General features: G+C 69.1%; 21 protein-coding genes and 7 pseudogenes. 14 read left to right on the forward strand and 14 right to left on the reverse strand.

What is annotated here, in order from left to right; translation table 11 throughout:
• The first annotated feature begins 413 nt into the window (after positions 1-413).
• The gene (locus ACTWQF_RS09395) at positions 414-863 is read left to right on the forward strand and encodes an ATP-binding protein (RefSeq protein WP_443278727.1); all 450 of its coding nucleotides are present in this window, start codon (positions 414-416) and stop codon (positions 861-863) included.
• Positions 864-872: 9 nt separating this feature from the next.
• On the opposite strand, the gene ACTWQF_RS09400 is transcribed toward ACTWQF_RS09395, so the two are convergent.
• Positions 873-1,361 (reverse strand): DUF4265 domain-containing protein, encoded by a 489-nt coding sequence (locus ACTWQF_RS09400; protein ID WP_443278728.1) that lies wholly within the window; start codon positions 1,359-1,361, stop codon positions 873-875.
• Positions 1,358-1,584 (reverse strand): annotated as a pseudogene (locus ACTWQF_RS09405) (transposase); the annotation flags it as partial. The gene ACTWQF_RS09400 and the pseudogene ACTWQF_RS09405, both read right to left, overlap by 4 nt.
• Positions 1,585-2,100: 516 nt before the next feature.
• Here ACTWQF_RS09405 and ACTWQF_RS09410 point away from each other — a divergent pair.
• The 3 genes from ACTWQF_RS09410 to ACTWQF_RS09420 are packed head-to-tail and all read left to right on the forward strand — an operon-like array spanning position 2,101 to position 3,979.
• On the forward strand, positions 2,101-2,907 hold the full coding sequence (locus ACTWQF_RS09410) for a class I SAM-dependent methyltransferase (protein WP_443278729.1): 807 nt from the start codon (positions 2,101-2,103) through the stop codon (positions 2,905-2,907).
• Positions 2,904-3,305 carry a hypothetical protein gene (locus ACTWQF_RS09415; protein WP_443278730.1) on the forward strand — a complete coding sequence of 134 codons (402 nt, stop codon included), beginning with the start codon at positions 2,904-2,906 and terminating at the stop codon, positions 3,303-3,305. Before ACTWQF_RS09410 ends, ACTWQF_RS09415 begins: the two co-directional genes overlap by 4 nt.
• Positions 3,306-3,331: 26 nt before the next feature.
• Positions 3,332-3,979: a VOC family protein gene (locus ACTWQF_RS09420; RefSeq protein ID WP_443278731.1), complete on the forward strand. Its 648-nt coding sequence runs from the start codon at positions 3,332-3,334 to the stop codon at positions 3,977-3,979.
• A gap of 278 nt (positions 3,980-4,257) precedes the next feature.
• Here the strand turns inward: ACTWQF_RS09420 and ACTWQF_RS09425 are convergent.
• Both ACTWQF_RS09425 and ACTWQF_RS09430 read right to left on the reverse strand, forming a co-directional pair.
• Positions 4,258-4,456 (reverse strand): annotated as a pseudogene (locus ACTWQF_RS09425) (IS5 family transposase); the annotation flags it as partial.
• A gap of 83 nt (positions 4,457-4,539) precedes the next feature.
• Complete coding sequence (locus ACTWQF_RS09430; protein WP_443278958.1) at positions 4,540-5,046, reverse strand: hypothetical protein; 507 nt, start codon at positions 5,044-5,046, stop codon at positions 4,540-4,542.
• A 178-nt stretch (positions 5,047-5,224) separates the two neighbouring features.
• On the opposite strand from ACTWQF_RS09430, the pseudogene ACTWQF_RS09435 reads away from it, so the two are divergent.
• A pseudogene (locus ACTWQF_RS09435) lies at positions 5,225-5,472 on the forward strand (IS701 family transposase); the annotation flags it as partial.
• Between the two features lie 134 nt (positions 5,473-5,606).
• Here the strand turns inward: ACTWQF_RS09435 and pdxR are convergent.
• The gene (pdxR, locus tag ACTWQF_RS09440; RefSeq protein ID WP_443278732.1) at positions 5,607-7,061 is read right to left on the reverse strand and encodes a MocR-like pyridoxine biosynthesis transcription factor PdxR; all 1,455 of its coding nucleotides are present in this window, start codon (positions 7,059-7,061) and stop codon (positions 5,607-5,609) included.
• A 46-nt stretch (positions 7,062-7,107) separates the two neighbouring features.
• On the opposite strand from pdxR, the gene ACTWQF_RS09445 reads away from it, so the two are divergent.
• Both ACTWQF_RS09445 and ACTWQF_RS09450 read left to right on the forward strand, forming a co-directional pair.
• Positions 7,108-7,560 (forward strand): carboxymuconolactone decarboxylase family protein, encoded by a 453-nt coding sequence (locus tag ACTWQF_RS09445; RefSeq protein WP_443278733.1) that lies wholly within the window; start codon positions 7,108-7,110, stop codon positions 7,558-7,560.
• 90 nt (positions 7,561-7,650) lie between these two features.
• Positions 7,651-8,865 (forward strand): MFS transporter, encoded by a 1,215-nt coding sequence (locus ACTWQF_RS09450; protein WP_443278734.1) that lies wholly within the window; start codon positions 7,651-7,653, stop codon positions 8,863-8,865.
• Positions 8,866-9,060: 195 nt separating this feature from the next.
• On the opposite strand, the pseudogene ACTWQF_RS09455 reads toward ACTWQF_RS09450, so the two are convergent.
• Positions 9,061-9,211: pseudogene (locus tag ACTWQF_RS09455) on the reverse strand (IS630 family transposase); the annotation flags it as partial.
• Between the two features lie 210 nt (positions 9,212-9,421).
• On the opposite strand from ACTWQF_RS09455, the gene ACTWQF_RS09460 reads away from it, so the two are divergent.
• The 3 genes from ACTWQF_RS09460 to ACTWQF_RS09470 all read left to right on the forward strand — a co-directional run bounded on the left by ACTWQF_RS09460 (position 9,422) and on the right by ACTWQF_RS09470 (position 11,062).
• On the forward strand, positions 9,422-9,985 hold the full coding sequence (locus ACTWQF_RS09460; RefSeq protein WP_443278735.1) for a hypothetical protein: 564 nt from the start codon (positions 9,422-9,424) through the stop codon (positions 9,983-9,985).
• On the forward strand, positions 9,982-10,575 hold the full coding sequence (locus ACTWQF_RS09465) for a TetR/AcrR family transcriptional regulator (RefSeq protein WP_443278736.1): 594 nt from the start codon (positions 9,982-9,984) through the stop codon (positions 10,573-10,575). The genes ACTWQF_RS09460 and ACTWQF_RS09465 overlap by 4 nt, the downstream gene beginning before the upstream one ends.
• 292 nt (positions 10,576-10,867) lie before the next feature.
• Positions 10,868-11,062, forward strand: coding sequence for a hypothetical protein (locus ACTWQF_RS09470; protein WP_443278737.1), 195 nt, complete (start codon positions 10,868-10,870; stop codon positions 11,060-11,062).
• Between the two features lie 669 nt (positions 11,063-11,731).
• Here the strand turns inward: ACTWQF_RS09470 and ACTWQF_RS09475 are convergent.
• The 3 genes and pseudogenes from ACTWQF_RS09475 to ACTWQF_RS09485 all read right to left on the reverse strand — a co-directional run.
• A complete protein-coding gene (locus tag ACTWQF_RS09475; RefSeq protein ID WP_443278738.1) occupies positions 11,732-12,073 on the reverse strand; it encodes a DUF6191 domain-containing protein in 342 nt (113 codons plus the stop codon).
• 570 nt (positions 12,074-12,643) lie between these two features.
• Positions 12,644-13,625, reverse strand: a pseudogene (locus tag ACTWQF_RS09480) (IS481 family transposase); the annotation flags it as partial.
• Positions 13,626-13,802: 177 nt separating this feature from the next.
• Positions 13,803-13,901 (reverse strand): annotated as a pseudogene (locus ACTWQF_RS09485) (MarR family winged helix-turn-helix transcriptional regulator); the annotation flags it as partial.
• Positions 13,902-14,082: 181 nt separating this feature from the next.
• On the opposite strand from ACTWQF_RS09485, the gene ACTWQF_RS09490 reads away from it, so the two are divergent.
• Together ACTWQF_RS09490 and ACTWQF_RS09495 are read left to right on the forward strand one after the other, a co-directional pair.
• Positions 14,083-14,442, forward strand: coding sequence for a hypothetical protein (locus ACTWQF_RS09490; protein WP_443278739.1), 360 nt, complete (start codon positions 14,083-14,085; stop codon positions 14,440-14,442).
• A 410-nt stretch (positions 14,443-14,852) separates the two neighbouring features.
• Entirely contained in the window at positions 14,853-15,446 is a 594-nt protein-coding gene (locus ACTWQF_RS09495; RefSeq protein ID WP_443278740.1) for a DUF6461 domain-containing protein, read from the forward strand.
• A gap of 340 nt (positions 15,447-15,786) precedes the next feature.
• Here the strand turns inward: ACTWQF_RS09495 and ACTWQF_RS09500 are convergent.
• Positions 15,787-16,302 (reverse strand): annotated as a pseudogene (locus tag ACTWQF_RS09500) (transposase); the annotation flags it as partial.
• Positions 16,303-16,365: 63 nt separating this feature from the next.
• Positions 16,366-18,561, reverse strand: a complete 2,196-nt coding sequence (locus ACTWQF_RS09505; RefSeq protein ID WP_443278741.1) for an SUKH-4 family immunity protein — start codon at positions 18,559-18,561, stop codon at positions 16,366-16,368.
• A gap of 46 nt (positions 18,562-18,607) precedes the next feature.
• On the opposite strand from ACTWQF_RS09505, the gene ACTWQF_RS09510 reads away from it, so the two are divergent.
• Positions 18,608-18,736, forward strand: a complete 129-nt coding sequence (locus tag ACTWQF_RS09510) for a hypothetical protein (RefSeq protein WP_443278967.1) — start codon at positions 18,608-18,610, stop codon at positions 18,734-18,736.
• Between the two features lie 16 nt (positions 18,737-18,752).
• Here the strand turns inward: ACTWQF_RS09510 and ACTWQF_RS09515 are convergent, their stop codons facing one another.
• The 3 genes from ACTWQF_RS09515 to ACTWQF_RS09525 all read right to left on the reverse strand — a co-directional run bounded on the left by ACTWQF_RS09515 (position 18,753) and on the right by ACTWQF_RS09525 (position 20,755).
• Entirely contained in the window at positions 18,753-18,923 is a 171-nt protein-coding gene (locus ACTWQF_RS09515) for a hypothetical protein (RefSeq protein ID WP_443278742.1), read from the reverse strand.
• Between the two features lie 143 nt (positions 18,924-19,066).
• Positions 19,067-19,519, reverse strand: a complete 453-nt coding sequence (locus ACTWQF_RS09520; protein ID WP_443278743.1) for a hypothetical protein — start codon at positions 19,517-19,519, stop codon at positions 19,067-19,069.
• A gap of 177 nt (positions 19,520-19,696) precedes the next feature.
• Positions 19,697-20,755 (reverse strand): pentapeptide repeat-containing protein, encoded by a 1,059-nt coding sequence (locus tag ACTWQF_RS09525; protein WP_443278744.1) that lies wholly within the window; start codon positions 20,753-20,755, stop codon positions 19,697-19,699.
• 557 nt (positions 20,756-21,312) lie between these two features.
• On the opposite strand from ACTWQF_RS09525, the gene ACTWQF_RS09530 reads away from it, so the two are divergent.
• Positions 21,313-26,196, forward strand: coding sequence for a DUF4132 domain-containing protein (locus ACTWQF_RS09530; protein ID WP_443278745.1), 4,884 nt, complete (start codon positions 21,313-21,315; stop codon positions 26,194-26,196).
• Positions 26,197-26,416 lie beyond the last annotated feature (220 nt).

Raw genomic sequence — 26,416 nt, forward strand, 5'->3', positions numbered from 1 at the left:
GGTCTTCGGTACCCGGGCGGTTTCGTCCTCGCCCGGGCGATCCTGATGGCGTCTGCTGCTCCTTTCCTCTTTCCGATCTCTCCGGTTGTGCCGGACTTGCGGGTGTTGCTGACGGCCCCGGGGGCCGCCCGGCCCGGCAGTCGGTGAAGGGGACCCAGTACGGCCCCGTCACTCTCCTGCCGTTCCGCCTTGCCTGCACGGCAGTTCATGTCTGCCGTGCCCTTCTGTGACCCTGTGCTTACAAGAGAACGCTAACGCCGGCAGAAGTCAATGTCTACCCTCGACACGACAGATTTCCAGCAGCGGCAGCAGCGGAGAAGCTTCCTCGCATACGCCCAGAAGAGTTACCTGACTGGTTGAAGACTGCCTGAGCGGGGCACAAGACGGCCCGTCAAGACAACCGACCAGGCCGGGTGACAGCACAGAGCGAAACGGAGACAACCCGCACCCCCCGCACCCCACCCCCGCTCGCCCTCGAAGGCGACAGCCCCGCCAGCGTCCCCCGCGCACGCGGCATCGCCCGCGCCTTCGCCGAGAACCTCGCCCCGCGCCCGGACCCCGGAACGGCAGAAACCCTCGCCCTCGTGGCCTGCGAACTCGCCACCAGCGCCCTGCGCCACGGCGGCGGGCGCTACACCGTCGAACTCGGCGTCACCCCCACCCCCAAAGCGGTCAGCGTCGCCGTCAGCGACCGCAACCCCCGACCCCCACGCGCACGCACCCCCGACCTCCACGGTGGCACCGGCGGCTTCGGCTGGCCCATGGTCCGCCGCCTGGCCAGCAACGTCACCATCACCCCCCGGCCCCGACGTGGCAAAACCATCCGCGCCCGCCTCCCCGGCCAAGAACCCCTGACTGAATGAGCTTTCGAGTCAGGAGTCGATCTCCCAGTGGAGGGCGCCGGCTTGAGCGGGGGACTCCAACGCCTCCACCAGGGCTGCCGGATTGGTGCCGGGGGCGAGGTCCACTGCGAGGTACATGCCCTGCAGCCATTCATGGGGCAGCTCGGCTCGGGCGACCTTGCCGTGCAGGAGTTCGTGCAACTGGTCTCGGTCCCGGTGCCCCGCGACGAGCGCGACACGAAGGGTCCGGTGGCCGGACTTCTGCACCACGGCGGACATCAGGTGGTTGCCGTCGATGGTCACCACATCGCGGTAGCAGACCCCGTACGTGAAGAAGGGCAGACACGCCACCTCGAACCTGTCCCCGGTGAGCTGGCGGGTCCACAACTGCTCACGCCAGCCGTCCTCCCGGTCTGACAGGTCGGCATGGATCATGCAGTTGGAGGGCCCCCGGCCGATCGGGTCCTCGTGCGTGATGATCGTGATGGAGCGCCTCCCGAAGCTGGGTCCCGACCTCAAGATCCTCCAACAGAAGCCTCCGCCGACACACGCCGGGGCGCGTTCAGGCGGCGCCAGCAGATGAGTGCGCATCCGAGGGTGAGGAAGGCTTCGTGAATGTCGTCGCGGATCTCCAACGGATCCGCAAGCGGCGGAACCAATGCAGGTGAGCGAACGCGCGCTCCACGATCCAGCGTTGGGTGCCCAGTCCGGAGCCATGCTCGGTGCCCCTTCGGGCGACTAGTCCCCCCGAGCGCCTATACGAGGCGGCGGTACTTGTCGTGGTCGTAAAGGGGTCCCTTGGGAGGCATGCAAGGACCCCTCATAGATCTGCGGATGGGGACGGGGGTGTGGGGCCGCGACGCAATCCGCGCGTGCGCGATTCCCCCCGCCCGCCGCCTGCGCTTCTCCCCAAGGGCTGTCCCGCAACTCGCAAGTACCCCTGACACGGGGTAGATCGCCCATATCTGCGGCTTTCGATCCCATGGGGCAATCGAGGTAAATCGCTCCGAGTTGGCGGCGAGAGCCGCCGCCCAGGGGTCGCAGGCGGGATTGCGGAACAGCCCTGGCGAGTCGTGCGGGGTGCGGTGGGGTGGGATAAGGCGCGAGCGAGCTTGGAAATGGATGTCATTTCTATTAGCTTGTTTGGCAGCCCATGGAGGAGTAGCCGCACAAGGTGCCCCGTCGGTTCGTCCTGGCGTACGAGCGCGGCCCGCTCACCTCGGAGGACTGACACCAACGACAGGAGGGTTGTCCTCGGATGGCCGCACCGCACACCACCATCGGCGCGGTCTTCAGCGCCGGTGCGGAGGAGTTCCACCGTTGGTCGCCACTGCTCTGGGATCCGGTCGGGGAGGCGACGGCGGCCGTGGCCGCTCCCGTACCCGGCGAGCGGGTGCTCGACGCCTGCTGCGGCGCGGGGGCGTCGGCGCTGCCCGCCGCGCGGGCGGTCGGCCCCGGGGGAGTGGTCGACGCCGTCGACCTCTCCGGCTCCCTGCTCGCCATCGCCGAGCACCGGGCGCACCTGGAGGGCCTGCGCAACATCCGCTTCCACCAAGGCGACGCGACGGCGTGGAAGGCCCCCGAGGGCGGCTACGACCTGGTGCAGTGCGCCCTGGGGGTGTTCTTTTTCCCGGATATGGACCGCGACAGCTGGGCCCTCGCCGGCCGGCTGCGCCCTGGCGGGCGGCTGGTGGTGACCGTGTGGGAGAAGGGAGCGCTCGGTGGCTGGGGGCAGGCTTTCAAGAGCGCCGTCGAGACCGAGCGCGAGTGGCCGCCCTCCCCGCAGTCGGCGCAGCTGGCACGGATCGACACGGCCGAGGCCCTGGCCGCCTGGCTGGAAGGTCTCGGCTTGAACGGCGCCCGCGTCCAGCGTCGGCAGCTCGATGTTCCGCTGACCCCCGATAGTGCTTGGGACTTGGCGATGGGCAGCGGAACACGTGCCCTGGTGGCCGGGCTGACGCCCGCCGCCATCGAGCGGGTGCGTCAGCGGTTTACGGACGGGCTCGCCGAGGCTTCGGTGAGCGATCTGGACGTCCGGATCCTGACCGGAACGGCCCTCGCATGAAGAGTGCCGAGGGCTTCACCGCAGCGGTCTGCCGGGCGGAGGGCGGCTGCGGCGCGGTCGAGGAGAGCGTCGTCGAGCCTCTTCGTGCCGCCGTGCGGCGATCCGTCTTCGGTGTGCTCGTCAGCACCGGCTGCCTGGCGAGGCACCTGTCCTGCCCGCACCATGAGGGCAATCGCGTACCACGCCCGGGGATCCGCGTGGTCGTCCAGCCCTGTGCGCGGGACCGTACGCCCTTCGGCCCCGCGATCACGTTCGGGCCACTCACCGTTGTCTCGCGCGCCGAGGACCTGGCCACCTGGTTGACCAACGGCCTGAGCCGAGGCTGCCGTCCGCCGAGGCACCTCCTGGCTGTACGTCCGTCCAGCCGCCGCCCGGTCCCCGGGCCGCCCGGCGGGTGAGCCCGATCATCGAACGGGGAATGCCCATGGAAATCGATCACGTCGTTCTTGCCGCCCGGAACAAAGCCGACGCCGAACGTGAGCTGAGCCGCGCCGGCCTGGGCATCGCGCGAGGGCGGACCATCCCCGGCCTGGGGCTGTCCAACCTCGTCGTACCGCTGGGGCGGTCCCTGCTGGAGATCCAGTACCCGAACGGCGAGTCACCCGCGCCGGGCGCCCCGCCGCTGGTCGACATCGACCGTCGGGCCTTCGCGGCCCACCCCTCGACCCCCTTGATCCCGGTGGCCTGGCTCGTACTGGTCGAGGACGCGGAACGCCTGCGACAACTCGCTGCCGACAACAACGCCCCGGTGACCGAGGCAGCCGCCGAGGGCCCCGGTTTCCCGCCGTACGCGCTCGCCGGCTTCGGCGCGACCTTCGACCGGCCATGGCTGCCGTTCCTGATCCACTGGCCCGTTCCGGAGGACGAGCGCCCGGCCGCGCTCACGGCCCCGCACCAGCGCCGGCCGACGGGAATCACCCGCGTCGACGTGGCAGGCCCCGTCGACGACATCCGGCGCTGGTGTGGCGATCACCCCCGTGGTCTGCACGCCCTCCCCGGCACCTCCGGCCCACGACGCGTGGAGGTCGGCTTCGCCGACGGGTCGACCGTCACACTCGGTGTCGCCGACTGACGGGGGTACCTGACCTGCCGGGCAGGCTGTGTGACCGCCCGTGGGGCCGGGCGGTTCAATGTGGGGATGAACGGTTCTCCATACGGTCGACTCTCGGCCGGGGACCAGCGGGAGGTGGACCAACTGGTCACTGCGGGTCGCCACATTCAGGCCATCGCGCTGATGCGTGAGCGCGCCGGCCTGCCGCGGCCAGATCTCCATGACTGCGTTGACCTCCTGGAACAACGCGCCAGTGTCCTGCGGGGCTAGGTGGGGGCAGGCGGTGGCGCCGTGGCCGATCAGGTGTCGCGCCAGTTCGGAGTGGTTCGCGGGTGAGGCGGCGGCTTTGAGGTCGACCATCGCTGGCTTGATCATGGCTTCGGAGCGGTGTGGATGGGTTTCGTAGTCGCGGGGGAGGAGGCGGTGGTGGTGCATGAGCCAGCCGAAGGTGCGCCGCTCGACGACCCAGCGCCGCGGGATGGTCTTGAAGCCATGATCCGCCTCGCGGTGATCGACCGATGAGCCGCAGGCTCACCCGTGAATCAACACCGATCTGGCGGTATGCCTGAACTCCAAGTGCTTCAGTACAGCGGGTGGGACCGCTGATGACGATCAGGCGCGGCAAAGCTCAGCCCGTTCTCGTCGAGAGCGTTGAAGACGGTCACCCGGCTCGTCTCGAAGACGAAGCTGACGTCGACATTTCCCTGAGCCAGATCCCTCCAGGTCCATTCGAGCAGTTCGACCCCCTTGAGGGACTGACCCCGCACAGCGTGGAGACCGGGAAGTGGCTCGTGTCGCCACTCCAGGTCGAAGCCGGGCCATCGGACCGGGCCACTGGGGTCGATCGTGTTCCACGTGACGGAGAGATCGTCGAACTTGAAATGATTGATCTCGACTTGCTCGCCCTCGAAGTCGAACAGGACCGGGCAGTCACAGAACCACTCGTCATCCTGACGATCCCAGACCACCCAGACTCTCGTCAGAGTCCGGCCGGCGAGACCCCGCAGACGATGCGCGTGCTCCCGCACAACGTCACTGCGGCGGCTCAACCACACCGGCTGGTATCCCGCGATGCCGAAATCGAACATCGCCACATCTTGTCAGTGCTTCCTCACGCCAGCTCGGCACAGGCCCAAGCGGTAGCCGACGACCGACCAATTCTCAAACACACCCCTGCCGGAACAAAACGCTCTTCAAGGAGCCCCAGCGAAACCGCGCTGCGCCCCTATGGCCTTCGCCGGCGGTGAGGGCCTCCGCCGCCCGCCCGAACAACTCGCCGTCGGCTACGTGGTCGCGGATCCCAAGTCCCAGCAGAGTCAAGTCCCTCGCGGGCCTCTGGGCGCATCGGCCAGCTCATCGATGACGCCCCTGCCCATGCCCGGCAGCGGCCGTCCTGCGGTGATGGCGCCAAGGGCCTGCGCGTCTACGACTGGGTCGCGGCCAAGCTGCCCGGCAACCTGATCTTCGACCCCGACCCATCGACCCGTCACCGCTGGGTGATGGCCTGCCGCAGCCAGCGCAAGGTTATCCAGGCCCAAGAGGCTGTCGAACCGGAAGTCGACGGCGATCGTGGCCCTCCCCGTCGTGGAGTGGCGCGGCCCCGTCGTGGAGTGGCGCGCCCCGTCGTGGAGTGGCGCGGCGGTATCCGTCATCGGCCGTCCTGCGGCGGGTCGGGCAGGGCCAGGCTCAGCGCGTCCAGGGCGGCCGCGAAGGCGTGGTCCGGTGGGGTGCCGTAGCCGATGACCAGGCCGTGGCGGGGTGGCATCGTGCTGTCGGGGTGGCGGTAGGGGCGCAGTCCATCAAGGGCCAGGCCCTGGCGCCGGGCCGCGCGCAGGACCGCTTCCTCGGTGTTCTCCGGCAGTTCGAGGACGGCGTGAAGTCCTGCCGCGATGCCGCTGACCTTGATGTGCGGGGCGCGTTCGGCGAGCGTGCTCGCCAGCAGGTCGCGGCGGCGCCGGTAGTGCTGCCGCATGCGGCGCAGGTGCCGGTCGTACGCCCCGCAGGCGATGAAGTCGGCGAGGGTGAGCTGGTCGACGACGCCCGACCACATCTCCCGAGGTCCCTTGGCGGCGAGGATGTCGTCGACGAGCCATCCCGGCAGCACCATCCAGCCGAGCCGCAGCGCTGGTGACAGGCTTTTGCTGGTCGAGCCGATGTAGACGACCCGGTCGGGGTCGAGGCCCTGCACCGCGCCGACCGGCTGCCGGTCGTAGCGGAGCTCGCCGTCGTAGTCGTCCTCCACGAGCAGCCCGCCGGAGGAGCGGGCCCAGTCGATGACCGCCGCCCGGCGTTCCGGGTGCAGCGGTCCGCCGGTGGGGAACTGGTGCGCGGGCGTGAGCAGCACGGCCCTGGCGCCGGTGTCCGGCAGCTCGTCGATCCGCGCCCCGTACGAGTCGACCGTCAGCGGGACGGTGCGCAGACCTGCCTTGCCGAGGATGCTCCGGTGGAAGTCCAGTCCGTACGACTCCACCGCGACGGGACCTTTCAGCACGCTGCCCAGCAGCTCCAGCCCGTGGGCGAAGCCGGAGCAGATCACGATCCGGTCCGGCGCGGCGCGTACACCCCTGGCGCGTGCCAGGTACTCCGTGAGCGTGCCGCGCAGCTCCGTCCTGCCGCGCGGATCGCCCACGCCGAAGGCGTCGTTGGGTGCCGCGGCGACGGCTCTGCGGGCCGATGTAAGCCAGGCGGAGCGCGGGAAGGTGGCCGCGTCGGGCGAGCTGGGCATCAGGTCGTGCAGGACGTGCCGGCGGGCCGGACGGTGAGGACGGCGCGTGCGGTCGGGCTGCAGTGGTGAGGCACGCGGGGCGACCCGGGTGCCGGAGCCCTGGCGGGCGGTGAGCCAGCCCTCCTCGACGAGTTCGGCGTAGGCGTCGGCGACGGTGTTGCGAGCGATGCCGAGGTCGCTCGCGAGGCTCCGGTAGGGCGGCAGCCGGGTGCCCGGGGCGAGCCGACCGGACCGAACGGCCTCCCGCAGGGCGTGCATCAGCCGGCTGCGCAGGCTGCCCTCCCCGGAGAGTTCCAGGTGGAGGTCGGTGCCCGCGGCCTGCCCGGGCAGGGTGCCGTCGCCTGACTGCTCCTTAGGATTGACCCACGTTTCTGCCATGGGAATGCACCATATCTTGGGTCGTTTTCGCTCTTACGGTCTTCACATGCCAACTTTTCAGGTGCCTCAGCGCATGAACTTCACCACCGTCGCCCCCAAGGTCTTCAAGGCCGTCTACGCCCTCGACGCCGCCGCCCGTGAGGGGATCGACCCCGTCCTGCTGGAGCTGGTGCAGATCCGCGCCTCCCAGATCAACCGGTGCGCGTACTGCATCGATTACCACACCTCCGACGCCCGCAAGGCCGGGGAGACGGAGGAGCGCATCTACCAGCTCTCCGCCTGGGAGGAGTCGAGCCTCTATACCGAGAAGGAGCGGGCCGCCCTGGCGCTGACCGAGGCCGTCACCCGCCTGCCCGACGGCGTGCCGGACGAGGTCTACGACGAGGCCGCCCGGCACTTCGGTGAGAAGGAACTGGCCCAGCTGATCGCGTTGATCTTCACCGTCAACACCTGGAACCGCATGAACGTCACCACGCGCAAGACCCCGGGCACCGAGTAACAGACAGCTCACTCCACGGGCGGTGGCCGAGTCCTGGTCCACCGCCCGTGGCATGCCATGTACCTCTCCTCACGAAGGGCTGATGGAGCCGTGACCTCCGTCGACACACTTGTCCCCGCCATCAGAGAGCCGTCACCCGTCAAGGGCTGGCTCGCCGTCCTGGCGGTGACCCTGGGCATCTTCGCCCTGATGACATCCGAACTGCTCCCCGTGGGCCTGCTCACCCCGATCGGCTCCGCCCTGGAGGTGTCCGAGGGCACCGCGGGCCTGATGGTGACCGTGCCCGGCCTCGTCGCCGCGATCTCGGCGCCCCTGGTCACCGTGGCCACGGGTCATATCGACCGCCGGATCGTGCTGGCGGTCCTGATCGGCCTGGTGGGCGCGGCCAACCTCGCTTCCGCCTTCGCGACCAGCTTCGAGGTCGTGCTGATCGCCCGTTTCCTGATCGGCATCAGTGTCGGTGGTTTCTGGTCCCTGGCCGGCGGCATAGCGCTGCGGCTGGTTCCGGAGAAGCACGTCCCCCGGGCCACCGCCGTCATCTTCGGCGGCGTCGAGACCGCCTCCGTCCTGGGCGTGCCCACCGGAACGTTCATCGGCGACCTCAGCGGCTGGCGCACCGCGTTCGCCGCCGTGGGCATCCTCGGCCTCGTCTCCCTGGCATGCATGGTCTTCCTGATGCCGAAGGTGCCGGCGGAGCAGACCATCGGGTTCGCGGACCTGCCGAAGGTTCTCAAGGGCAATGCGGGCCTACGGGCCGGCATCGCCATGACCTTCCTCGTCATCACCGGCCACTTCGTGGCCTACACGTTCGTCCGGCCGATCCTGCAGGACGACGGAATCGACGACAGCATGATCGGCACGCTGCTGCTGACGTTCGGCGTCGCCGGCATCTGCGGCAACTTCATCGCCGGGGCGCTCGTCGCGAAGCGGCTGCGGCAGACCGTCGTGGGCATCTCCGTGGTCCTCACGCTGGCCATGGTGCTCCTCGTACTCGTCGGCAACTCCGCCTTCACCGCGGGTGCCATCTTGATCCTGTGGGGCCTGAGCTACGGAGCGGTGCCGGTCACCTTCCAGACCTGGATCCTCGACGCCGCACCGGACGCCACCGAAGCCGCCTCCTCGCTGTACGTCTCCACGTTCAACCTGTCCATCGCGCTCGGCGCTCTCTTCGGCGGCCTGGCCGTCGACGGCCTCACCACCACCAGCGTGCTGTGGATCGGCGCCGCCCTCGCCGCCGTCACGCTGTTCGTCGTGGGCAGGGCCCGCCGCAGCGCGTCACCTCAAGACAGGGCAACGGTTCTCTGATGCGGCACTAGTGGCCAGTGTGTGCACGTCGTACGTGTTGCCGGGCGTCAAGGCGTCGGCTTCGGCGGTCAGGCGGTCCTGCATGGCCACGGGAAGCGGCCGGTCATCGGCCTTGCGGATTGGCTTCAGCGCGGCGCGGCTGTTGGCGGTGCCCTTCGTCGAGGCGAAGGCCCGGTCTGGGAAGCGTTCCCGCTACTGCTCGATCCGATCGAGCCAGGCGTCGCGTTCGGGGTGGGGGTACTTCTTCCAGGTCGTTGGTGTGCTGGAAGGTGATGCCGCGGCGCAGGAGCAGGCACCGTAAGGCTTCACGGCCCATCCGGATGACGCGTCCGTGGACGCGGCGCAGCACCGAGCTGGTACGGCCCCGGCGCACGACCTGCCTCAGCCTCCGCCCGTCCTGACCGGTCGGTATGCGCACCCGCACAAACTCGGCCACCACACCCCCAGCGGTCGCAACGGACGACACCGCCCATCCAAACGCTCCAACCACCAACCCGGCGAACCTTCTCGGTCCCAGCACTAGCCCTCCACGCTCTACAAATGTAGAGTCACCGACATGAGTGGGCTTGCAGGCACCTTCGTTCCCCGCGCGGACTTCGGGTCCCGGCACCAGACGGTCATCCCGGCTCCGGTGGAGGCGGTGTGGGCAGCGTGGCGGGAGATGGAGCAGGTCGGCGGCGAGGGGTGGGGGCCGGTCGTGCGGGTGCTGTTCACCGTGCGGCGGCAGCTCGGCCGGCTGAAGCGCGGGGGCGGCGAGGTGTCGGAGGAGGACCTGCGGGACAGCTTTCTGCTGCTGGCCGAGGACCCTCCGCGAGAGATGGTCCAGGGGATCCTAGGGCAGTGGTGGACCATGGGAGCAGCCGACGGACGGCCGGACGTCACAGGCCCGCGTGAGTTCCTGGAATTCGACGAACCCGGCTACGCGAAGGCGACGTTCAGCATGAGGTTCACCGCGGACGCCGCCACCGGCGGTACGCGGGTCGTCACCGAGACCCGGGTCCAGTGCCTGGACGAGGCGGCTCGGCGTGCCATGGGGCGGTACTGGCGGTTCATCGAGCCATTCAGCGGCCTCGTCCGCCGGATGATGCTCAGCAGGCTCAGGAAGCGGGCCGTCGCATGAGCGGAGCGAGAAGCCCTCGCGTACAGGCGCTGCTCACCGCCGCAGTGGCGGTTATTGCCGATGAGGGCCTGCGAGGGCTCACCCATCGGGCGGTCGACAAGCGGGCGAAGGTGCCGGCCGGGTCGACCAGCTATTACTTCCGTACGCGGCAGGCACTGTTCGCCGGCGTGGTCGCGTTCATCGCCGAACAGGAAGTGGCGGAGATCGAAGCGGCGACCGTCGCCGAAGAGCTGGCCGAGGCGCCGCGGGTTCGCCAGGTCGCCGACCGCTTCGCGGGCGTACTGGCCCACTGGCTCGGCCCTCAACGCGACCGCACGCGCGCCCGTCTGGAGATCATCCTCCTGACGGCGCGCCACCCGGAAGGGGAGCTGGGCGCCGAACTGCTCCGTGTCCGGGAGAACTTCGTCCGCCAGGCGCAGCTGCTGGCAACGGCGCTCGGCAGCCCGAACCCGGAAGAGGGCGGGCGGACCGTTGTCGCCTTCGCCGAGGGACTCACGTACGACGGGGTGACGCGACCCGGCCCGGACACCACCGACCGGGCGGCCCTGCGAGAGATGCTGGAGAAGGTCCTGCTCACCCTGGCGACGTAGCGGGGTGCTGGAGGGGACCACTGGGGCGCGGGCCCTCGCGGGGTTCTCCTCCGTTCCAGTACGACTGCCGGCGGAGGTCGGTGCCTTGGGAAGTGGCGGGTCCACGGAGTTGGGAGGGATGGGCAGGAGGTGCCTCCCTACCTGGTCGACGTCGCGGCGAGCAGCTGGACGGTCAAGCCGTACGGGCAAGACACCCAGGAACAGCGCGCCACCTGGAAGTGGAACGGCCAGTGGGCTCAAAGGCAGCAAGCTGACCCTTCAAGGCCCCTGGCGGCCCGGTGAGCCGGACATCGTGAGGAAATGGGTCGCGCTGGACGTCCCTGACGAGATCGTCGAAGCAGAGTCCTTACGGCTTCCGTGGCAGATCTTTGACGGCGACTCCCCCGACACCGACAAGCTGAAAGTCAAGTACGCCAAGGACACGTTGCACATCGTGCATACCGATGGCGACGGGGACCGTACAGAGTTCACCTGCACGCGGCTGTAGATCCGGCTGGCCCCTTGCGGAGCAGGCTGCAACGAACGCCCGACTCGAACAACGCTCGACCGAGCACTCGGCGCTTTCGGTCGGCGCCCACGAAGCTTGGCGCACAGACCGTACAGGCACGGCGCGGTGAACAGCTTCTGAGGGTCGTCCTCGGGCGTCAGGGCGTCCTCGGCACGGTGCTGCCCTCGGGCGTAACGCATCGTCAGCAGCTGGTCGTCGCCTTCCGGGGCGGGTTCGCCCAGCAGGCCGGCTGCCTGGGCCCGGTCCACCTCGCGGGGCGCGTCTGCCCGGATCTTCTGGTGGCTGGTCTGCAAGTAGGACCGGAACCTGTCTGGCGCCATGCCGGTGTGCTCGCAATGCGCGGCGATCAGCATGGACGCCGTGTTCACGATGAGCGGCGCGGGCCCGGGCTTCCTCAGCCTTGGACTCTGCCGCGGTCGCCCGTAAGGCGCCGAGGAGGTACAGCGCACCACACCCCAAAACCCGGCTACGACGAACCACAGCGGGCGCTCGGTGGCCAGCGGGCCGGCGGAGATGCCAGCCCCACATCACGCCGACGGCCCAGTAGAAGTGCAAACCCGGCCCGCCGGCGAACGCGGCCGCCCACAAGCACGCGATACGCCCCCTAGGGCGTGGACAATTCCGCCGCCGTTCCCGTCGGTTCGCGTCTCACCGCCGTCCCTCAAGGCGATCGCGCCTGTCAGCGCGCGGGCCATCCGCTTCCTGTGGCAACACGATGAACGCCGTGCCCTTGGTCAGGTCAATGCTGGAGCGGGGCGGCGCACCGTCGCTCTCGTCGTCCCGCCGCAGCAGTTCCACCCGCCGCTGCTCCAGCTCCACCGTCTTGTTTCCGTTCACGACCGCCGTGAATTCATCGAAGGCGATACTCGACAACGACCGCCCCGTGCGCCTGCGTAGCCACGGGATCAGGCCCAGCCCCGTGAACCGTCGCCACGCGCTCTCCACGAGGGCGAACAAGACCAGCAGACACACGAACGCCGGGAACGACATCAGCCATATCGTCACAGATGATTCCCCATCGTCCTCAACGCAGTTGACTGACGGGAAACGACGGAGGGGGTCGGCGTCGTTCTCATCGGACGTGTGGACCGGGAGAGCTCGGGGCCCCGGGCATCGGTCCGCTCGTGGTCCGCTCGCACAGACACTCCGGCACCCATCGCGGCAGCGTCGTATGTCATCCGGTAGGGGTGGTTCCCACTCTCGCGGGCAATGCGCTCTGCCCAGAGCGGCACAGGCCGCTCGGTCCCCTCGACCGCCGTCGTTGCACTCGTCTCGCTGGTTGCCATGGGGTCACTGTTCTCGATCCGTGGCGCGCAGAGATCAGACCGGCGCAGGATCCGCTTCCCCCGTGCGGCGGAGGCGCCGCCATGGAGATCCACCGCATGGCGGAGTGCCGAGGGAGCAGGCCGACTTCGGTAGACCTGCCGGAATCCCGCCCCGGTGTTCCATCTCGTGGTGGGACAGGGGTGTGGGGACGGTCGGCTGGCTCCGGGCCGGGCTGTGGGCGCAGGCCGGGGGGGGGGCCGGCCGGTTCAGGAGGAGGCGTCGGGGGCGGTCTGTATCAGCTTGTTCTTCGACACCGGAGGTTGAAGAACAAGCTGAGTGTGGGCGGTGGTAGTTGTAATGGATGTTCCAGACCGCAATCGTGGATGAGCGGGCGTCCTCGCTGGTGAACTCGCGGGCGTAGAGCAGCCCAGCTCCTCGGCCAGGATGCGCTGATAGCGCTCGACCTTCCCGTTGTGGCGCGGGGTGTAGGGCTTGGTCTTCTGATGTCGAGCCCGCTGGCCGACGATCAGGGCGAAGTCGCCGGATCGATAGCAGGCGCCGTTGTCGGTGACGGTCCGGGGGATGTGGGTGATGCCGTGGGCGGTGAACCAGACCTTTGCGCGGGCGGGGAACGCCGCCGCGGTGGCGCCCTTCTCGTCCGGCAGCGGCTCGGTATAGGAGCGTCGGGAGAAGCCGTCGACGGCTGAGTGCAGGCAGGTGCAGCCGCGTTTCGCACCAGCTGACTTGGTACGGTCGGCGGTCTTGACCTGGTCGCTGTCGCTGTCGCGGCCGTGGACGCGCCAGCCGCTCCGTCGGGGATCCGGCCGACCTTCTTCACGTCCAGGTGCACCATGTGGCCGGGCCGACGGGCGGTGATCTTCCCGGGTTTGCGGTTGTTGTCTCCGCCGGGGTCGATGAACCGGCGTCTGTCGAGGCCGAGTCGGGTCATGTGACGGGTGACGGTCCGGCGGTTGATCGAGAGCCCAAGGTCGGCGAGCTCGTCGGTGATTCGCTGGGCTGACCACTTGTGCTCGCGTCGCCAGGTCTCGATCTCGTCGGTCACCCACGCAGGTGCTGTGCTCGGGCTCCGGTGCGGAGCCGAGGAACGGTCGACCAGCCCAGCGTCACCCTGACGCCGCCAACGGTTGACCCACTTCGACGCGCAGGCCCGCGAGATGCCCATCTCTGCCGCGATGTGAGCGATGGGGCGCGTCTTGCAGCGCTCGATCAGCCGTCGGCGTCCCTCGATACTCAACGGCGCATTGGCGTGGCTCATGCGTCCCGCGCACCGGGACCGGTCCATCAGATCGTTCATGGCCTGCTGGAAGTCGCGGCGCCGCTTCTCGCTCCAGTCCGCTGTCAGCTGCTCGAAGACGTCCTCCTGCCAGCGGTGGGCCTGCGCCGGCATGGATCGGTCCGCAGGAGTGAGGGACGCTTCGCGTCGCCGACCATCAGTCGCAGATGCCGCCACTACCAGGTACCCCGCTGCGGTAGCACTCTTGATCAGCCGTGAAGCCCCGCTCTGGTCGATCCCGATCTCGTGCGCGATCGCGTTGACCGTTGCAGGCCACGCTCAAGCAGTGCGCCGCCCTCGCCGGCGACAGCTCCACGCCAGCCGGGCGCAAGGCATACCGCACCTACGCCGACCGGATCACCACAGCAGCGAAGAAGTGGCGGCCGGCCCGTCACGAAGGGGGCTGCGCACATCGCCTTAAGCGACTCGCTCAAGGGCGGTGAGTGACCAAGACGCGGGCGCATTCTTCGAGTTCGGCCGCTACCCGCACGCCGCGGGCCCGGTAGGGGCGGAGGTCGGAGCGCAGGGAGCGGCACCGGACGGCCTTGAGGGTGCGGGTGGACTTCACTCCGGCCATGGTGTCGATTGCCTGGCCCCAGGTGGTGCATGCCTGCTCGATGTTGTCTTGCTTGGCCTGCTGCTCGGCTCGGGCGACCAGGTCGAGGGCGGTGATCCGCGTTTACGTCGTGTCCGGACGGCTGGCTGCCGCGGTGGCGTACTGGCGGGCGGTGTGGGCGCGGTCGACGTCGGCGATCGCGTGCTGGGCCTGACCGGCCAGGTGCGTGCCAGTGAAGTTTGAGCGCTGCGCGAGGTGGTGCGATCCCCTTGTGGCTCGGCAGATGGCTTACGGGGTGTCAGGTCTCCATTTTTTGCTGCCTGGTGGGGTGTTTGGTGCTGGTGGGCGGGGGCGGTGATGAGGGGGTGTAGCCGTGTTCGTGGGAGTGTTCGCCGATGGGCTCGCCGTGGACGGCTACCCAGGCGTGGGCGCAGACGGCCCAACATCACGGCCTGCTCCGAGGTGGGGGCAAGTTCGAACCGAGCCCTTGCTTATGACTCGCCCGACCAGCCTATAGACCACCACTGACAACCAGCCCGCCAGCAACACAACGTGAGGAACGCAGAGATTCGATGACGAAACCTCCAGCAGATAGCAGCCCCACACCATCTGGGCACAACGACCAACGAACCCGAATAGAAAGGCCCCACACCGTGGACTTGGACGAGATGTTCGGCGAAGGCTGGTGCGTAACCCTCGCCCCCCACCCACTCACCGAAACCCTCCACCTCATGGGCGTCGCCAACCCCGTCCCCTGCCCCGAGGGCCTGAACCGAGCCGCAGACTTCCTCCAGGAGCACCAGGACGAAGGCGCCTTCATCCTCGGCCGCGACATGCCCGGCGGCTGGACCCTCACAATAGAAGGCGAAAGCTGGATCGGCTTCGATGACGATGTCCTACGTACCCTCGCCGCCGACGGCCGCACCGCTATCAGCGCCTACCGCGACCCCGACACGAAGACGGCCACCATCGCCCACGACGGCGCCATCCTCGGCCGCCTCGAACTGTCCGGCGGCTACTTCGACGGGCCCTCCGGCAGCGTAGACACCACCCACCCCGTCGTCGGCTCCCTCACCGCGGTCGGCTTCGACGCCTCCGACGACTGCGAACCCACCGGCGAAGCCGACACCGAAGAGCCCGAAGGCTGCCTCATCCTCGCCGTACGCGTCCTGACCGGCGTCACCCTCACCGCAGCCGACTTCGAGGACCCCTGGACCGGCGGCGGCCTCTCCCGCACCGCCTTCTAGCCCGGTCCTGAAACCATCTTGAAGTCGAGGTAAAGGTCGGGAAAGCTCGATGAGCTGTTGGTCGATCACCGGAGCCACGGTGGGAAACCAGGCCCGACCGGAACCCGTTCCGCAGCCCGTACACACCGCCAGAACATGCGACCGCGTACGTGCCCGGACCACCATGACCGGCCCGGACGCGTTCACCGAGACGACCAGCACATCCGCCAAGCGCGGTAATAGGAAGGCGAGTTCAACAGGACACACCCGAAGGCTGCCCGCTATGCGGACCGGCCGACCGCATCACCGGGATGATCTCCGGCTACGAAAATCTTGCCAGAGCCGGCAAAGCCCGTACGCCGACAACGGCGTCGGTGATGTCGGAGATGGTCTGCTTGGAGACCTCGGCGCGGTATACCTCGGCCAGATGGGCCGCGATCTCGCCGTGGGTGAGTCCCTTCGCCGAGAGTGAGAGCACCATCTCCTCGACGCCGGTCAGGCGCCGCAGCCGCTTCTTGACGATCTGCGGCTCGAACGCCCCTTCGCGGTCCCTCGGTACGTCGATGCCGACCGGGCCGACATCCGTCAGGACGGTCTTGGACCGCTTGCCGTTGCGGGAGTTGCCGCCGTTCTTCCCTGCCGTGTCGTGCTCATATCCGAGGTGATCGGTCATCTCACCCTTGAGCGCGGACTCCAGCAGCCGCTTCGTCAGCTGCTGCAGCAGCCCGCCCTCGCCGGTCAGCTGCAGCCCGTCGGCCTGGGCCCGGGACACGAGTTCCTCGATGAGCTTCTCGTCCGCCACTGCTGACGACGCCTTCGCGGGCACCGTCCCTGACTCCCGGCCATGTTCCTGCTGGTCGCAGGTGCAATCCTCCATGATCGGAGTTACACCGTTCTCTTTACAGGCCCTCTTGCCGCCCGCCTCTCTGACTGATCGACGTCACTCGTTGTGGAGTACGTACGACCAGGCGGGCTGCTCACTGCCCGTCTCGTCGACTTCGGCCAGCACTCCCAGGACCCAATAGGTGATCTGCTCTCGCTCGGAACTGGCCGGGGGCAGAACACTCCGCGTATGCAGCCCGGTGACCCACAGCGCGACCATGGTGAGGAAATCTTCGAGGCTGCGTGCGGCGGGAAGGCCGGCGAGGTGATCCTGGCCCGGCTTCGTGGGAACGCGCAGGACGTGACCGGTGGGCCCGTCGATGACGAGCTTGCCGCCCATCCACTTACCGATCTGGAAGAAGGGCCCGCTTTCGGGGACGGGCTCGATTCCCTCGGGCCAGGAGGGAAGTTCGTCCAGAGTTCCCATGTCCCAGCCGCCGTACGGGAAGATCCCCATGGCCCCTTCGTTCACGTAGGGCAGACCGAAATCGAGGAGCTGTTCGCGCGTCGCCGCATGGGTGAGTCGATCCGGAAGGTCCTCGTCCGGGATGGGGCACAGCAGGTCCTCGCCGAAGAGGGGGATGACGTCCTCGTGACTCGGTGCTGGCGCGTCGATCGGACCGCACGGGCCCGCGTCCGTGTAGTCCCAGCTCAGGGGTTGCTGCCGGGCACCGAAATCGGAGATGTCCACGCCGTCCGCGGGACTGATGGCGATCAGCCCCAAGTCGCCTGCGAAGACGACGACTTCACCCACGGTCAGCGGCACACAGGGGAGCATGAAAGCGCGCTGGTCGCGTCGGGGGGACGACGCAGCGAACAGATCTCGCACGCGTGCGGGCGCGGCGGCGTCGCTCCCGGGTGACGCGGGCCAGGTGAGGTCCGTGCGATGCTCCTGCGGAATCTCGTCGTGTTCCCAAGGGTCCGCGACACGGTCTCCCGTCTCCGCGTCCCAGATCGAGACGTACAGCTCCTGTTCCTCGAGCACCGTCCGCTGCTGCAGACCGGCAATGGCAGGTCGCCCCTGCCAGCGCACCTCCGCCAGCGCGGCGAATCTCCCGGCCCGCAGATAGCGCGCGTGATAGCCACCCGGCGGCCGCCAATGGGCCCACTTCACCTGCCAGGGCAGCGTCACACCAGAGGAGGCGACCGCGGACGCGAACTCGAAATCGTCGCGCGAAAGCGCCATCAAGTGCAGCCACGAAGCCCACTCCGTCTGATGCCGCAGTGTGACTCCCCAGCCCCACAGATGAATCGCGTCGGCGGCGGCCGTGTTTCCGGGGATGAGGAACGTGATGCTTCGTGCCGCGTCCATGAGCGCCGTTTGCGGCAGATTGGCGATGACACGTCCGTCCCGAAGAACTTCGTCGTACGTTCCCGCCTGTACGGCGTGCATGGCGAGCCCAGTGGCCGCGTACAGGCCGACGGCACCGCGCTTGGCCCACCCCTCGGGGTGGGAAAAACCCGGAGCCGAGCGCATCAGCCAAGCAACCACATGCCGATTGACACGGGAGAGTTCGTCAGAGTCGATCTCTCGACGCAAGGTCTCGGCCAGGCCCTCGTCGACAAAGGAAACCCCGAGAGGTCCGAGCCGGAGAATTCCGGACTCTTCCCTCGCGAATTCAGCGAGTTCGTCTTCGGATGCCGCTTCACCGGTCAGCGCGGTGACAAGTTGGGCCCAGACAGGGACGGGTACGAAGCGGGGCTCGGCCAGTGCCAACGCCCGCACGGCAACGGACTCTGTTACCGCTGGCAGAGACTCGACGGCCGCCGCGGACAGTCGGAACACCGCGCTGGGATCAACGCGGGCCGGCAGCAACTCGGGAACCACATGGACCACCACGGCCAACATGCCACGCGCCAGCCACGCAAGGGTCCGGGTCACCAACCGCTCGGGCTCGTACGACCGCCGTGTCGGCCCCGCACGATGGGCGTTGACGACCAGCAGCAACCGCTCCTCGGGCCACGAGCCGAGCGCGAAACGCCAGTCGTCCCGCTTGTCCGCGGACAGATCGACCCCCAGCGCCGTGAGGGCCTGCTGCATGACTTGCTCGGCGGTGAGACCGGTGGCGTCGACGACAACACTGCCGGGCACGTGCTCGTGTATCTCCCGCATGACGGCCGAGGCGTCATGGCCGTCCGTAGGGGCAAGAAAGGCCACTTGGCCGCCGTGCCCACCCTCACGCCACCATGCGCCGACGCGACCGGCGACCTCTTCCTCGGGGATTCCGAGGGGGGCGGTGGTTGGCTCGGGCATGGTCCTCCTCGTTGCGCGATGACACCTCGACCCTACGCGTGGCCGCGTGGGAATGGCCCACAACCTGCTCGGCCGCTACAGCTTCACCGCCTCCACCCCAGCCGCCAGCGCCCTGCGCCCGCTGCGCGACCCGGACGCGGTGGAGCTGGACGAGGATGACGAGGGCGAGGCGTGAGCCTGCTGATCGACGGCTACGCGGTGCCCTTGATCTCGGCGCGCCGCTGGGCGGCGAGCGCGCGGGTCTCCTCCGCCTGACGGCGGCTTCGGGACGGCCCGGCCCTCCTCGATGCGAGCCGGTCGAGCAGGGCCGCCTTGCGCTTGGTCAGCCGGAGGCGGACAGCGAGGCCCGGGCGCTTGTGCATGTGCCAGTACAGGTATTTGAGGCCGTTGAGGAGTTGGCCCAGTAACGCTAGGGAATGGACACGCTCAGTCCTGGGCTGATCTCGGGGAAGCAAAGCAGCGTGCACGGGTGGCTGGGTAGCGGCTCTCCCGGTGTCGTGAACCCCTAGTTGCCTCGCTTCACCCGACTTCGGATTGCCAACGCAGCAAGGCCGAGAAGGACCGGCTCAGTGAACCGTGATGCCATCTCGACGTACGTGCCCACCGTCGTCAAATCCTGGCCGCTCGACTTGAATACCACTGAATTCAATGTCACACGCAGCGACTTCTCAAGCCGCTTCGCACTCAGTCGCTCCTCGAACGGGAGGGTGAGTTTCGGGGCCGGCTTGTCCACTACCCAGCGCATGCCGTCCTCGGTGCGTATACGCTGGACTTCCTGCTTCGGATCATCGTTCGGTAGACCGAAGGCCATCATCAAGCACACCGTCGCGAATGACGCCACCGCCAGCGCGACCAGAGCACGCGAAGCCCGCAGTCCGTATCCCGAAAGCGCCCAGTACGCGCTCAGTAGCCACCGCTCCACGCTTCCCCAGCTATGGCTGTAACGGCGCATCTCCATCTCACCGTAGTAAAAGTCCGCAGCACCCGGCTCGTCCTTCGCATCCTCACGGCACTTCCGCAACTGCCTGTACGTCGTTGCGAGCGCCTCGACGCTGGGAGTCTTCTCCCCGTAGTTGTTAGGTGGCGCACTCCAGTCCCACTGGAATGACGACTGTTGGTGGTTGGGGCGAGTACGCTACAAGCGCTCCTCGTAGATCACCTGCCGTCGCGAGCGACGGCGCGGAATCATGCCACTGCGCCACCGCGCAACCTCGGAAGTGGTGGCGAACTGCCACTCGCCTTCGAGACGAAGCTGATCAAGGTGATGCGTTCCGGTGAAAACACAATTTCGGAGATCCACATCGGAAATGAGCAGCATGGCGGCGTCCACACCTCGAAGAGAACGAATCGACATCTTCGTGGGCAGGTCCCTTTCGAACACGCGCCGCACATAAGGATCGCTCCCCGTGGCCACGGTGACCGGATGCAGTAGTACGGCATCGGTGAGATCCACTTGCGCATGGAGAAGCCGTAGTGTTGACGGCTCCTGGAACCGGGCCTTTGAGCAGCTGACGTACCTCACTGCAGCAAATATGAGAACGGAGTTCTCGAACACCGCAGACTCGAAATTCAGCGTCCTCTCGCAGGTCATCGGGCCGAGCGTGACCGCCGGCCCGAACGTTGCTTTGTTGAACCGGGCATCAACGTTGAACCACGCCCTGCTGAACTCGGCGTCGCCCCTGAAATTCGCCTGGGGAAACCAGGCGATGCCGGTGAACCAAGTCTCGTAGAACCAGGCTGTGTCGCTGAACGTCGCCTTGTCGAACCGGGCATCACCGGTGAACTTCGTACGGTCGAACCGGGCATCACCAGTGAACTTCGTACGGTCGAACCGGGCATCACCAGTGAACACCACCTCGCTGAACTCAGCGTCGCCGATTCGAGGGGCCAACTCTGCTTCTGTGTCGCGTACAGCATCGAGCAAGGCGTCGAGCATGTTCTCGCCGAGGGTGGTGCCGCGTAGGTCGATGTCCGCGCCAGGTGACAGCTCGTCGAGGTAGCTCTGCCGCTCGGTATCGTCGCAGTGGACCAAGCACCTACCGGTGCTCCTGATGACGATGCCCCGGCATCCGACAGGGTCCGCGTCGCCAGCTCCGGTGCCGCAGTGTTCCCAGTCGGGCGGGGTTGTGTTCATGGCGTCGATCTCAGCAAGCGTGCGCTGGGTCTGTCTTGCCTTTGAGGAGATCGATGACACTCCGGAATCGGTCCAGGTCTCTGCCCTAACTGCTGTAGCTCAGCGTTCCCTTGCCCCTCCCGCCAAGATCCTTAACGGCTGTCCAGGTAGCGGTGCCCCGTCCCCTGGAGACCTGCCCGCATCCCATAACCTGTCATCAAATGATCGTTTGCCGACACTTGAGCGCCGATCCGAGCGCACCTCACCCGAGATCAACTACTGCGGTATTTGGAATCTCGATGCGAACATCTCGCATCCGACGTGAACGTCAGCAGCGGCCGGCCCTGCCGACCACCTCGGCAACACGCGAAGCCCCCAGGTCGGAGACTCCTCACCTCGCAAGATCCATCTCACCGCTCATGGCTGTCCGCAGGTTCCTCAACCCCGGCCCTCGGCGCGGTACATGTCCGCTGCACTCCGGCCGAACGCCGGGGAGGGCCGCCGCGAGCAGCGCGCCGGCGCTCGCGATGACAAAGACAAGATCGATATTTCCCACGCCCTACCGGCTGCCCCGTCACTGCGGGTAAATCATCCGCTTCCCCGCCGAGTGTCCTAGGGGTGATCAATAATGGCGCGCCATGGGGTGGATCGGGATCGCGACGGGCCATGAGCTCACTGTCGAGGGGACGCGGTGGCCGGTGCTCGCTTGCCGGACGGCTGCGGGCCGCGTGCTGGCCAAGGTGCCCGCCAACGTCAGAAAGGATCCGACCGCGGTACGGTTCGGCGCCCTCTGCGACCGGCTCGGCGAGCACGCGCGGGCGGTGCACGACCGGGTCGAGTCCTGGATGGTGCGGTCGCTGCCCGTCCCGGCCGCGGTGTTCGCGGCCGTGTGGGACGACCCGGTGTGGCGCGAGACGCTCACCGACCTGGTCATCGCCCCGATCGTCGACGGCGCGCCCGACCTCGGCCGCTGCGAGCTCCTGCGCGAGGGCGGGTGGAGGGGCGCGGGCGCCTTCGCGATCCCGCACCCGCTGCTGCTCGGCGACGAGCTGGCCATCTGGCGGGGACGGAACCTCACGCAGGTGGTTGAGCAGGTACGCCGCGAGGTGTGGAGGCGTCCCGCGAGCATGGACCGTACGTTCGGCGTGGTCGACACCTTCGGATACATGGACGCCCGGTACGAGAGCGGCGCCGCGTTCGAGCGCCGCGTCCACGAGCTGGGCGGGCGCATCAAGGGGGACAGGGCGGGGTTCACCGTGCACGCGCCCGAGCCGCTCGGCATCGAGATCGACCTGGACTGGAGCGGGCCGATGAGCCCGGCCTACATGGCGTGGCTGAGCTTCACCGCGGGCGGCCGGGAGATCGGCGACATCGCCTGGTCCGAGGGCGTCCGCATTCTCATGGCTCTGTACGCGAACCGCACCGTGGACACGACGAAGCCGGTGGTGGAGGCAGCCGAGGCGTACTCCCAATACTGTGACGCCCACCAAGGCGAGCCCGGCACCGTGGTGCCCTCCGGCATCACCGCCCCGACGCGCGACGTGCTGCTGCGCGCCGGGGCGGTGCTGCTGGGCACGCCCGCCAGCCCCGGCGAGGACCTGTGCGTCGCCGTCCGCTACGAGCACACCGTCCTGGACGAGCCGGTCGTCGAACTCGTCCGGCGCACGGCCGTCGACGGCGACAAGGCCGAGAAGTCGCTGCACGACCTGGACCCGGTGGCGGAGACCGGCGTCGGCACCGTGCACGCGGGCCCGCTCGGCTTCCTCGCGTCCGCCCTGAACCGGTACCCGGCGCACCGCGCCCGCATCCTGGCCGCGCACACCGACCTGCGGGCCGCCCGCGGCCTGGCCGCCCGCGGCCTGGCCGCCCGCAAGCCCGGCCTCGCGCGCACCGCGCTCACCCGTACCGGCGACGACCTGGAGACGCACGCGCCCGAGCTGCTGCCGCCGTTCCACGAGGAGTGCGCGCGGATCCTGGCCGCCGCGGGCAGCGCACGCTTCGCCGCCGCCTTCTTCGAGAAGGCCCGCGCCGCCGAGGACGCGCACGCGCTCCCGGTCGACGAGGCCGCGCTCATCGCGGCGCACCTCGCCGCGGGACCGGACGCCGCCGGAACAGCCACGCTCAAGAGGCACGGCAAGCGGCTCGCCGCCCGCCAACCCGCCCCCGGCGCGTACCGCTGGCACCGCAGCCTGCTCACCGATTGGTGCGAGGGGTTCGCAGACGGCGCAGACGGCGCGGGCGGCGCGCTGGCTCTGGCCGACGGCTGGGCGGCGCTGGCGAAGGCCGCCGGGCACGCGCTCGGCGGGCCCGAGGACGAACGCGCCGTTCGGGCCTTGCTGGAGAGCGGCTGCATGGAGTCGGCACCGCAGGCCCTGTGGAAGTTCGTCCTTCCGTTGCTCGGCCCGATGGCGCGGGCGGACGCGGGCATCGGCCGCGCGCTGCTCGACGTCCTGCCGTTGCCCGCCAAGGACACCGCCAAGGCGAAGAGCGCGGCGGTGTCGCTGCTCGTCGGCAACCTCGCGGGCGCGGGCCTGACCGCCCCGTTCGCCGAGTCCCCCGGGCTCACCGGGCCGGCTGTGCAGGTCTGGCTCGGGCGCTTCCTGGAGCTGTACGCGGGGCTCGCACTCCCCGTCGCCGGTCTCGGCGACCTGCTGCACGGGGCCGGTGCGCGGCTGCGCGCGGAGGGTGTCGTCTGCGAGGACCACGAGGCGGTACTGGGAGCGGACGAGGACGAGGTCAACTACTGGGAGGAGACCGCCGCCGACCTCCCGCTCCTCGAACTCCTCGTGGATCGCGGCGTACCGCTCGCGCGCCCCCGACTGCTGCACACGTTCAAGCTGTACGACTGGCTCGCCGCCGGAGTGGGCACCGATCTGTCCGCCGTCGCCGCCGACCCCGACTGGGCTCCGCTGCTGCGCGACGCGATCGTCGGCAATGTCACCAACCAGCTCAACGTCACCGAGCCCGCCGTCCCGAAGCAGACCGACCCCGAGACCGTACGGGCCCTGGCTGCGACACCGGGAACGGCGCAGATTATCGCCGACATCCTGGCCGGTCATGCGGGGCGGGTCCCCCATCAAGGGCTTCCGGACGCGCATGCCGCCCTGTGCGACGCCGAACGGTTCACCATCGCCGGAGTCCCCGGCCTCCTCCTGGACAGCGTCCGAACGATCGCGACCGGGACGGACCCGGCCCGCGCCCTCGCCACCACGCTGAGCGGCGGCGTCCTCGACGAACTGGAGTTGCCCGCCTTCGTCCCCGGCCACGTCAACACCATCACCGACTACCTGGAAGAGAGTGGCACCGACCTGCTCCTGATCGAGTCCGGCCGGCTCTGGGAGCACAAGTTCCGCGCCTCCGTCGTCACACCGGATGGAGTCGGCCCGTCCCACGGCTTCGGCACGTACGAGTACGTCTCCAGCCGGTCCCACGAACGGACCGAGGCGCGCGACCTCTACGACCGCTGCCTGATCGCCGTGAACGGCCGGGTGACCGTCCTCGACCACGGCGGCCCGCACTGCCCGCACGGCAGCGCGCACCCCGCCGCCCGCCGTGTGGCGCCGGCCGACGGCGAACGGGTCGCCTTCCCCGGCGGCGCCGAGGCCACCGTGTGGCGCGGCCGGGGCCGGATCATCGAGCTGCGGGACCCTGCAGGGCGGATCATCGGCCGCTACGTCCGCGGCTGGGGCAGGGTGCCCGAGCACGACGGGGCCGAGAACATCAGCGTGGTCGAAAGCCACCGCTACGCATCCGGGACTCGCCTGGTCCCGCCGCCCGGCCGGTGGTCGGCGATGCGGCCGCGCGACCCCGAAGGATCCAGGGCGCTGCGCGCCATCGACGAGAAGAAGGCGCAGGCCCTGATCGACGTCGCGGACGCCGCGCTCGCCACCGACCTCATGCGGGTGCTGGCCCCCGACAGCGGGTACGCGGAGAAGGACGCCGCCCGCGACGAGCTGGCGGGACGGCTGAGCCCGCTCCTGCCGGAGATCACCGACGAGTCGCTCCGGAAGGGCGTCACGTTCCTGGTGTGGACGGCCGTCGAATGCCGCGAGCGCGCGTTCGCCCTGCTGGAACGCCTGGCGCTGACCCCGCCGCCCCACCTGCGCCCGGCGCCCGCCGCCGCGGCACCCGCGGTCCGGTCCGAGAAGTCCCCCGCGCCGGACGATCCGGGGCCTGAGTCCGCGTACGAGAGGATCGTCCACTTCGCCGGTGCCGCCGTCGATGTGCCCTACGACCAGAAGATCGCGACATTCGACACCGCCGCCGTCAAGGACGTCGAGAACACCCTGGGCCGCCTCGGCGCCGCCGTCCTGGAGGCCGCGTGGGGCAACGGCGGCAGGCGCGCGCAACTCCTGAAACTGGCCGCCGTCCCCGAACTCCTCCGTACCGACGGCACCTGGCACGTCGCCCGGCTGCGCCCGGAGTACGACCTCGGGCAGATCCGCTCGGGCCGCGGCCCCATCGCGGCCGCCGCCGTCGCCGACTACGAGCAGGTGGGGCACGGGTACGCGGTCACGGCGCTCCTCCACACCCCGCACGGCCCCGACCCGCTCCTGTTCACCCGCAACCGCGCCGTCGAGCTGCGGACCTGCCACGGCTGGGGCGACCCGGGCCGGCTCCGGCGGGCGCTCGACCTGATCGCCGAGAAAGGCCCTCCGCCCGTGGACCGGGAGGCGACCGTACGGGCGTTCGCCGAGGCCACCGGCCTGTCACCGGCCCAGTGCCTGATCCTGCTGTCCACCTCGGCCCGCATGCTCTCCTGGCCGGACGGCTGGGCGCGGGGACGCGTCGCCGCCTTCCGCAGGGGCGACGCCGCCCGCGCCCGCGAACTCGGCCTGACCGGGATCGAACTGCGCATCGCCGCGCTCTCCCTGGAGGCGCTCACCACCACCGACGAGGCCGTCGAAGTCGTCGAGCTGCTCATGCCCGACGACCCCGCCGACCTCTGGCGTACGGGCCCTGACCTGGACCGGGCGGTCGCGTACTGGACGGAACGCCACCCGAAGCTCACCCCGCTCACCACCGAGCAGTGGGTCACCCTCGCCTCCTGCGCCGAAGACGCCCTGGAGGCGCTGATCGCCCTGCTCAGCGAGCGTCCGTCCGTACCGCCGCTGGGTCACATCACCCGCGCTGCGAGGCTGTTGGCCGACCGCCTGCTCAAGGACCACCCCGCCCGTACGACCGCCGCCACCCGCCTGCGTGACCTGTACGCACACGTCACTGCTCCGGACACGACCCTGCCCATCGCCGCCGGGGTCACCTCGGTCACCGCCCTGGAACGAGCCGCCGGAGCGGCCGCGGCCCATCTCCCGGAGAGCAGGCTCGCCATCGGCGAAGCCCTCACCCTGGAGCCCGCCGGAGACGGCTACCGCGTCCACCTCCGCCCGTCCCGCTGGTCCGACCTGGACGCGCTGGCCCGGGCCCTCCGCCGCGGCGGAGCCACCGATGTCGCCCTGGCCATGGACGACCTGCGCTTCCTCCGTTCGTCCGAGCCACTGGAGGCCGCGGCCCGGCTGGAGTGACGTTCCCGGAGGTGTGCGGGTGGTGGCAGGCGATCCAGCGGTCCGAGGCTGAGAAGGCCGCTCTGCGCGTAGTCGTGAACGGATACGGGGTCGCCGGCGTGCTCGCTGCCCAGAAGGCGGATGCCGACGAGTTGCCGAATAGTGAGCTGAGACAGGCGGTCCGGAGTCATTGCAGTCGACTCCGGACCGCCTTCGACTGTACGGCCCGGGGCTCTGCGGG

The sequence above is a fragment of the Streptomyces sp. 8N114 genome (assembly GCF_052245835.1).
GTDB lineage: Bacteria > Actinomycetota > Actinomycetes > Streptomycetales > Streptomycetaceae > Streptomyces.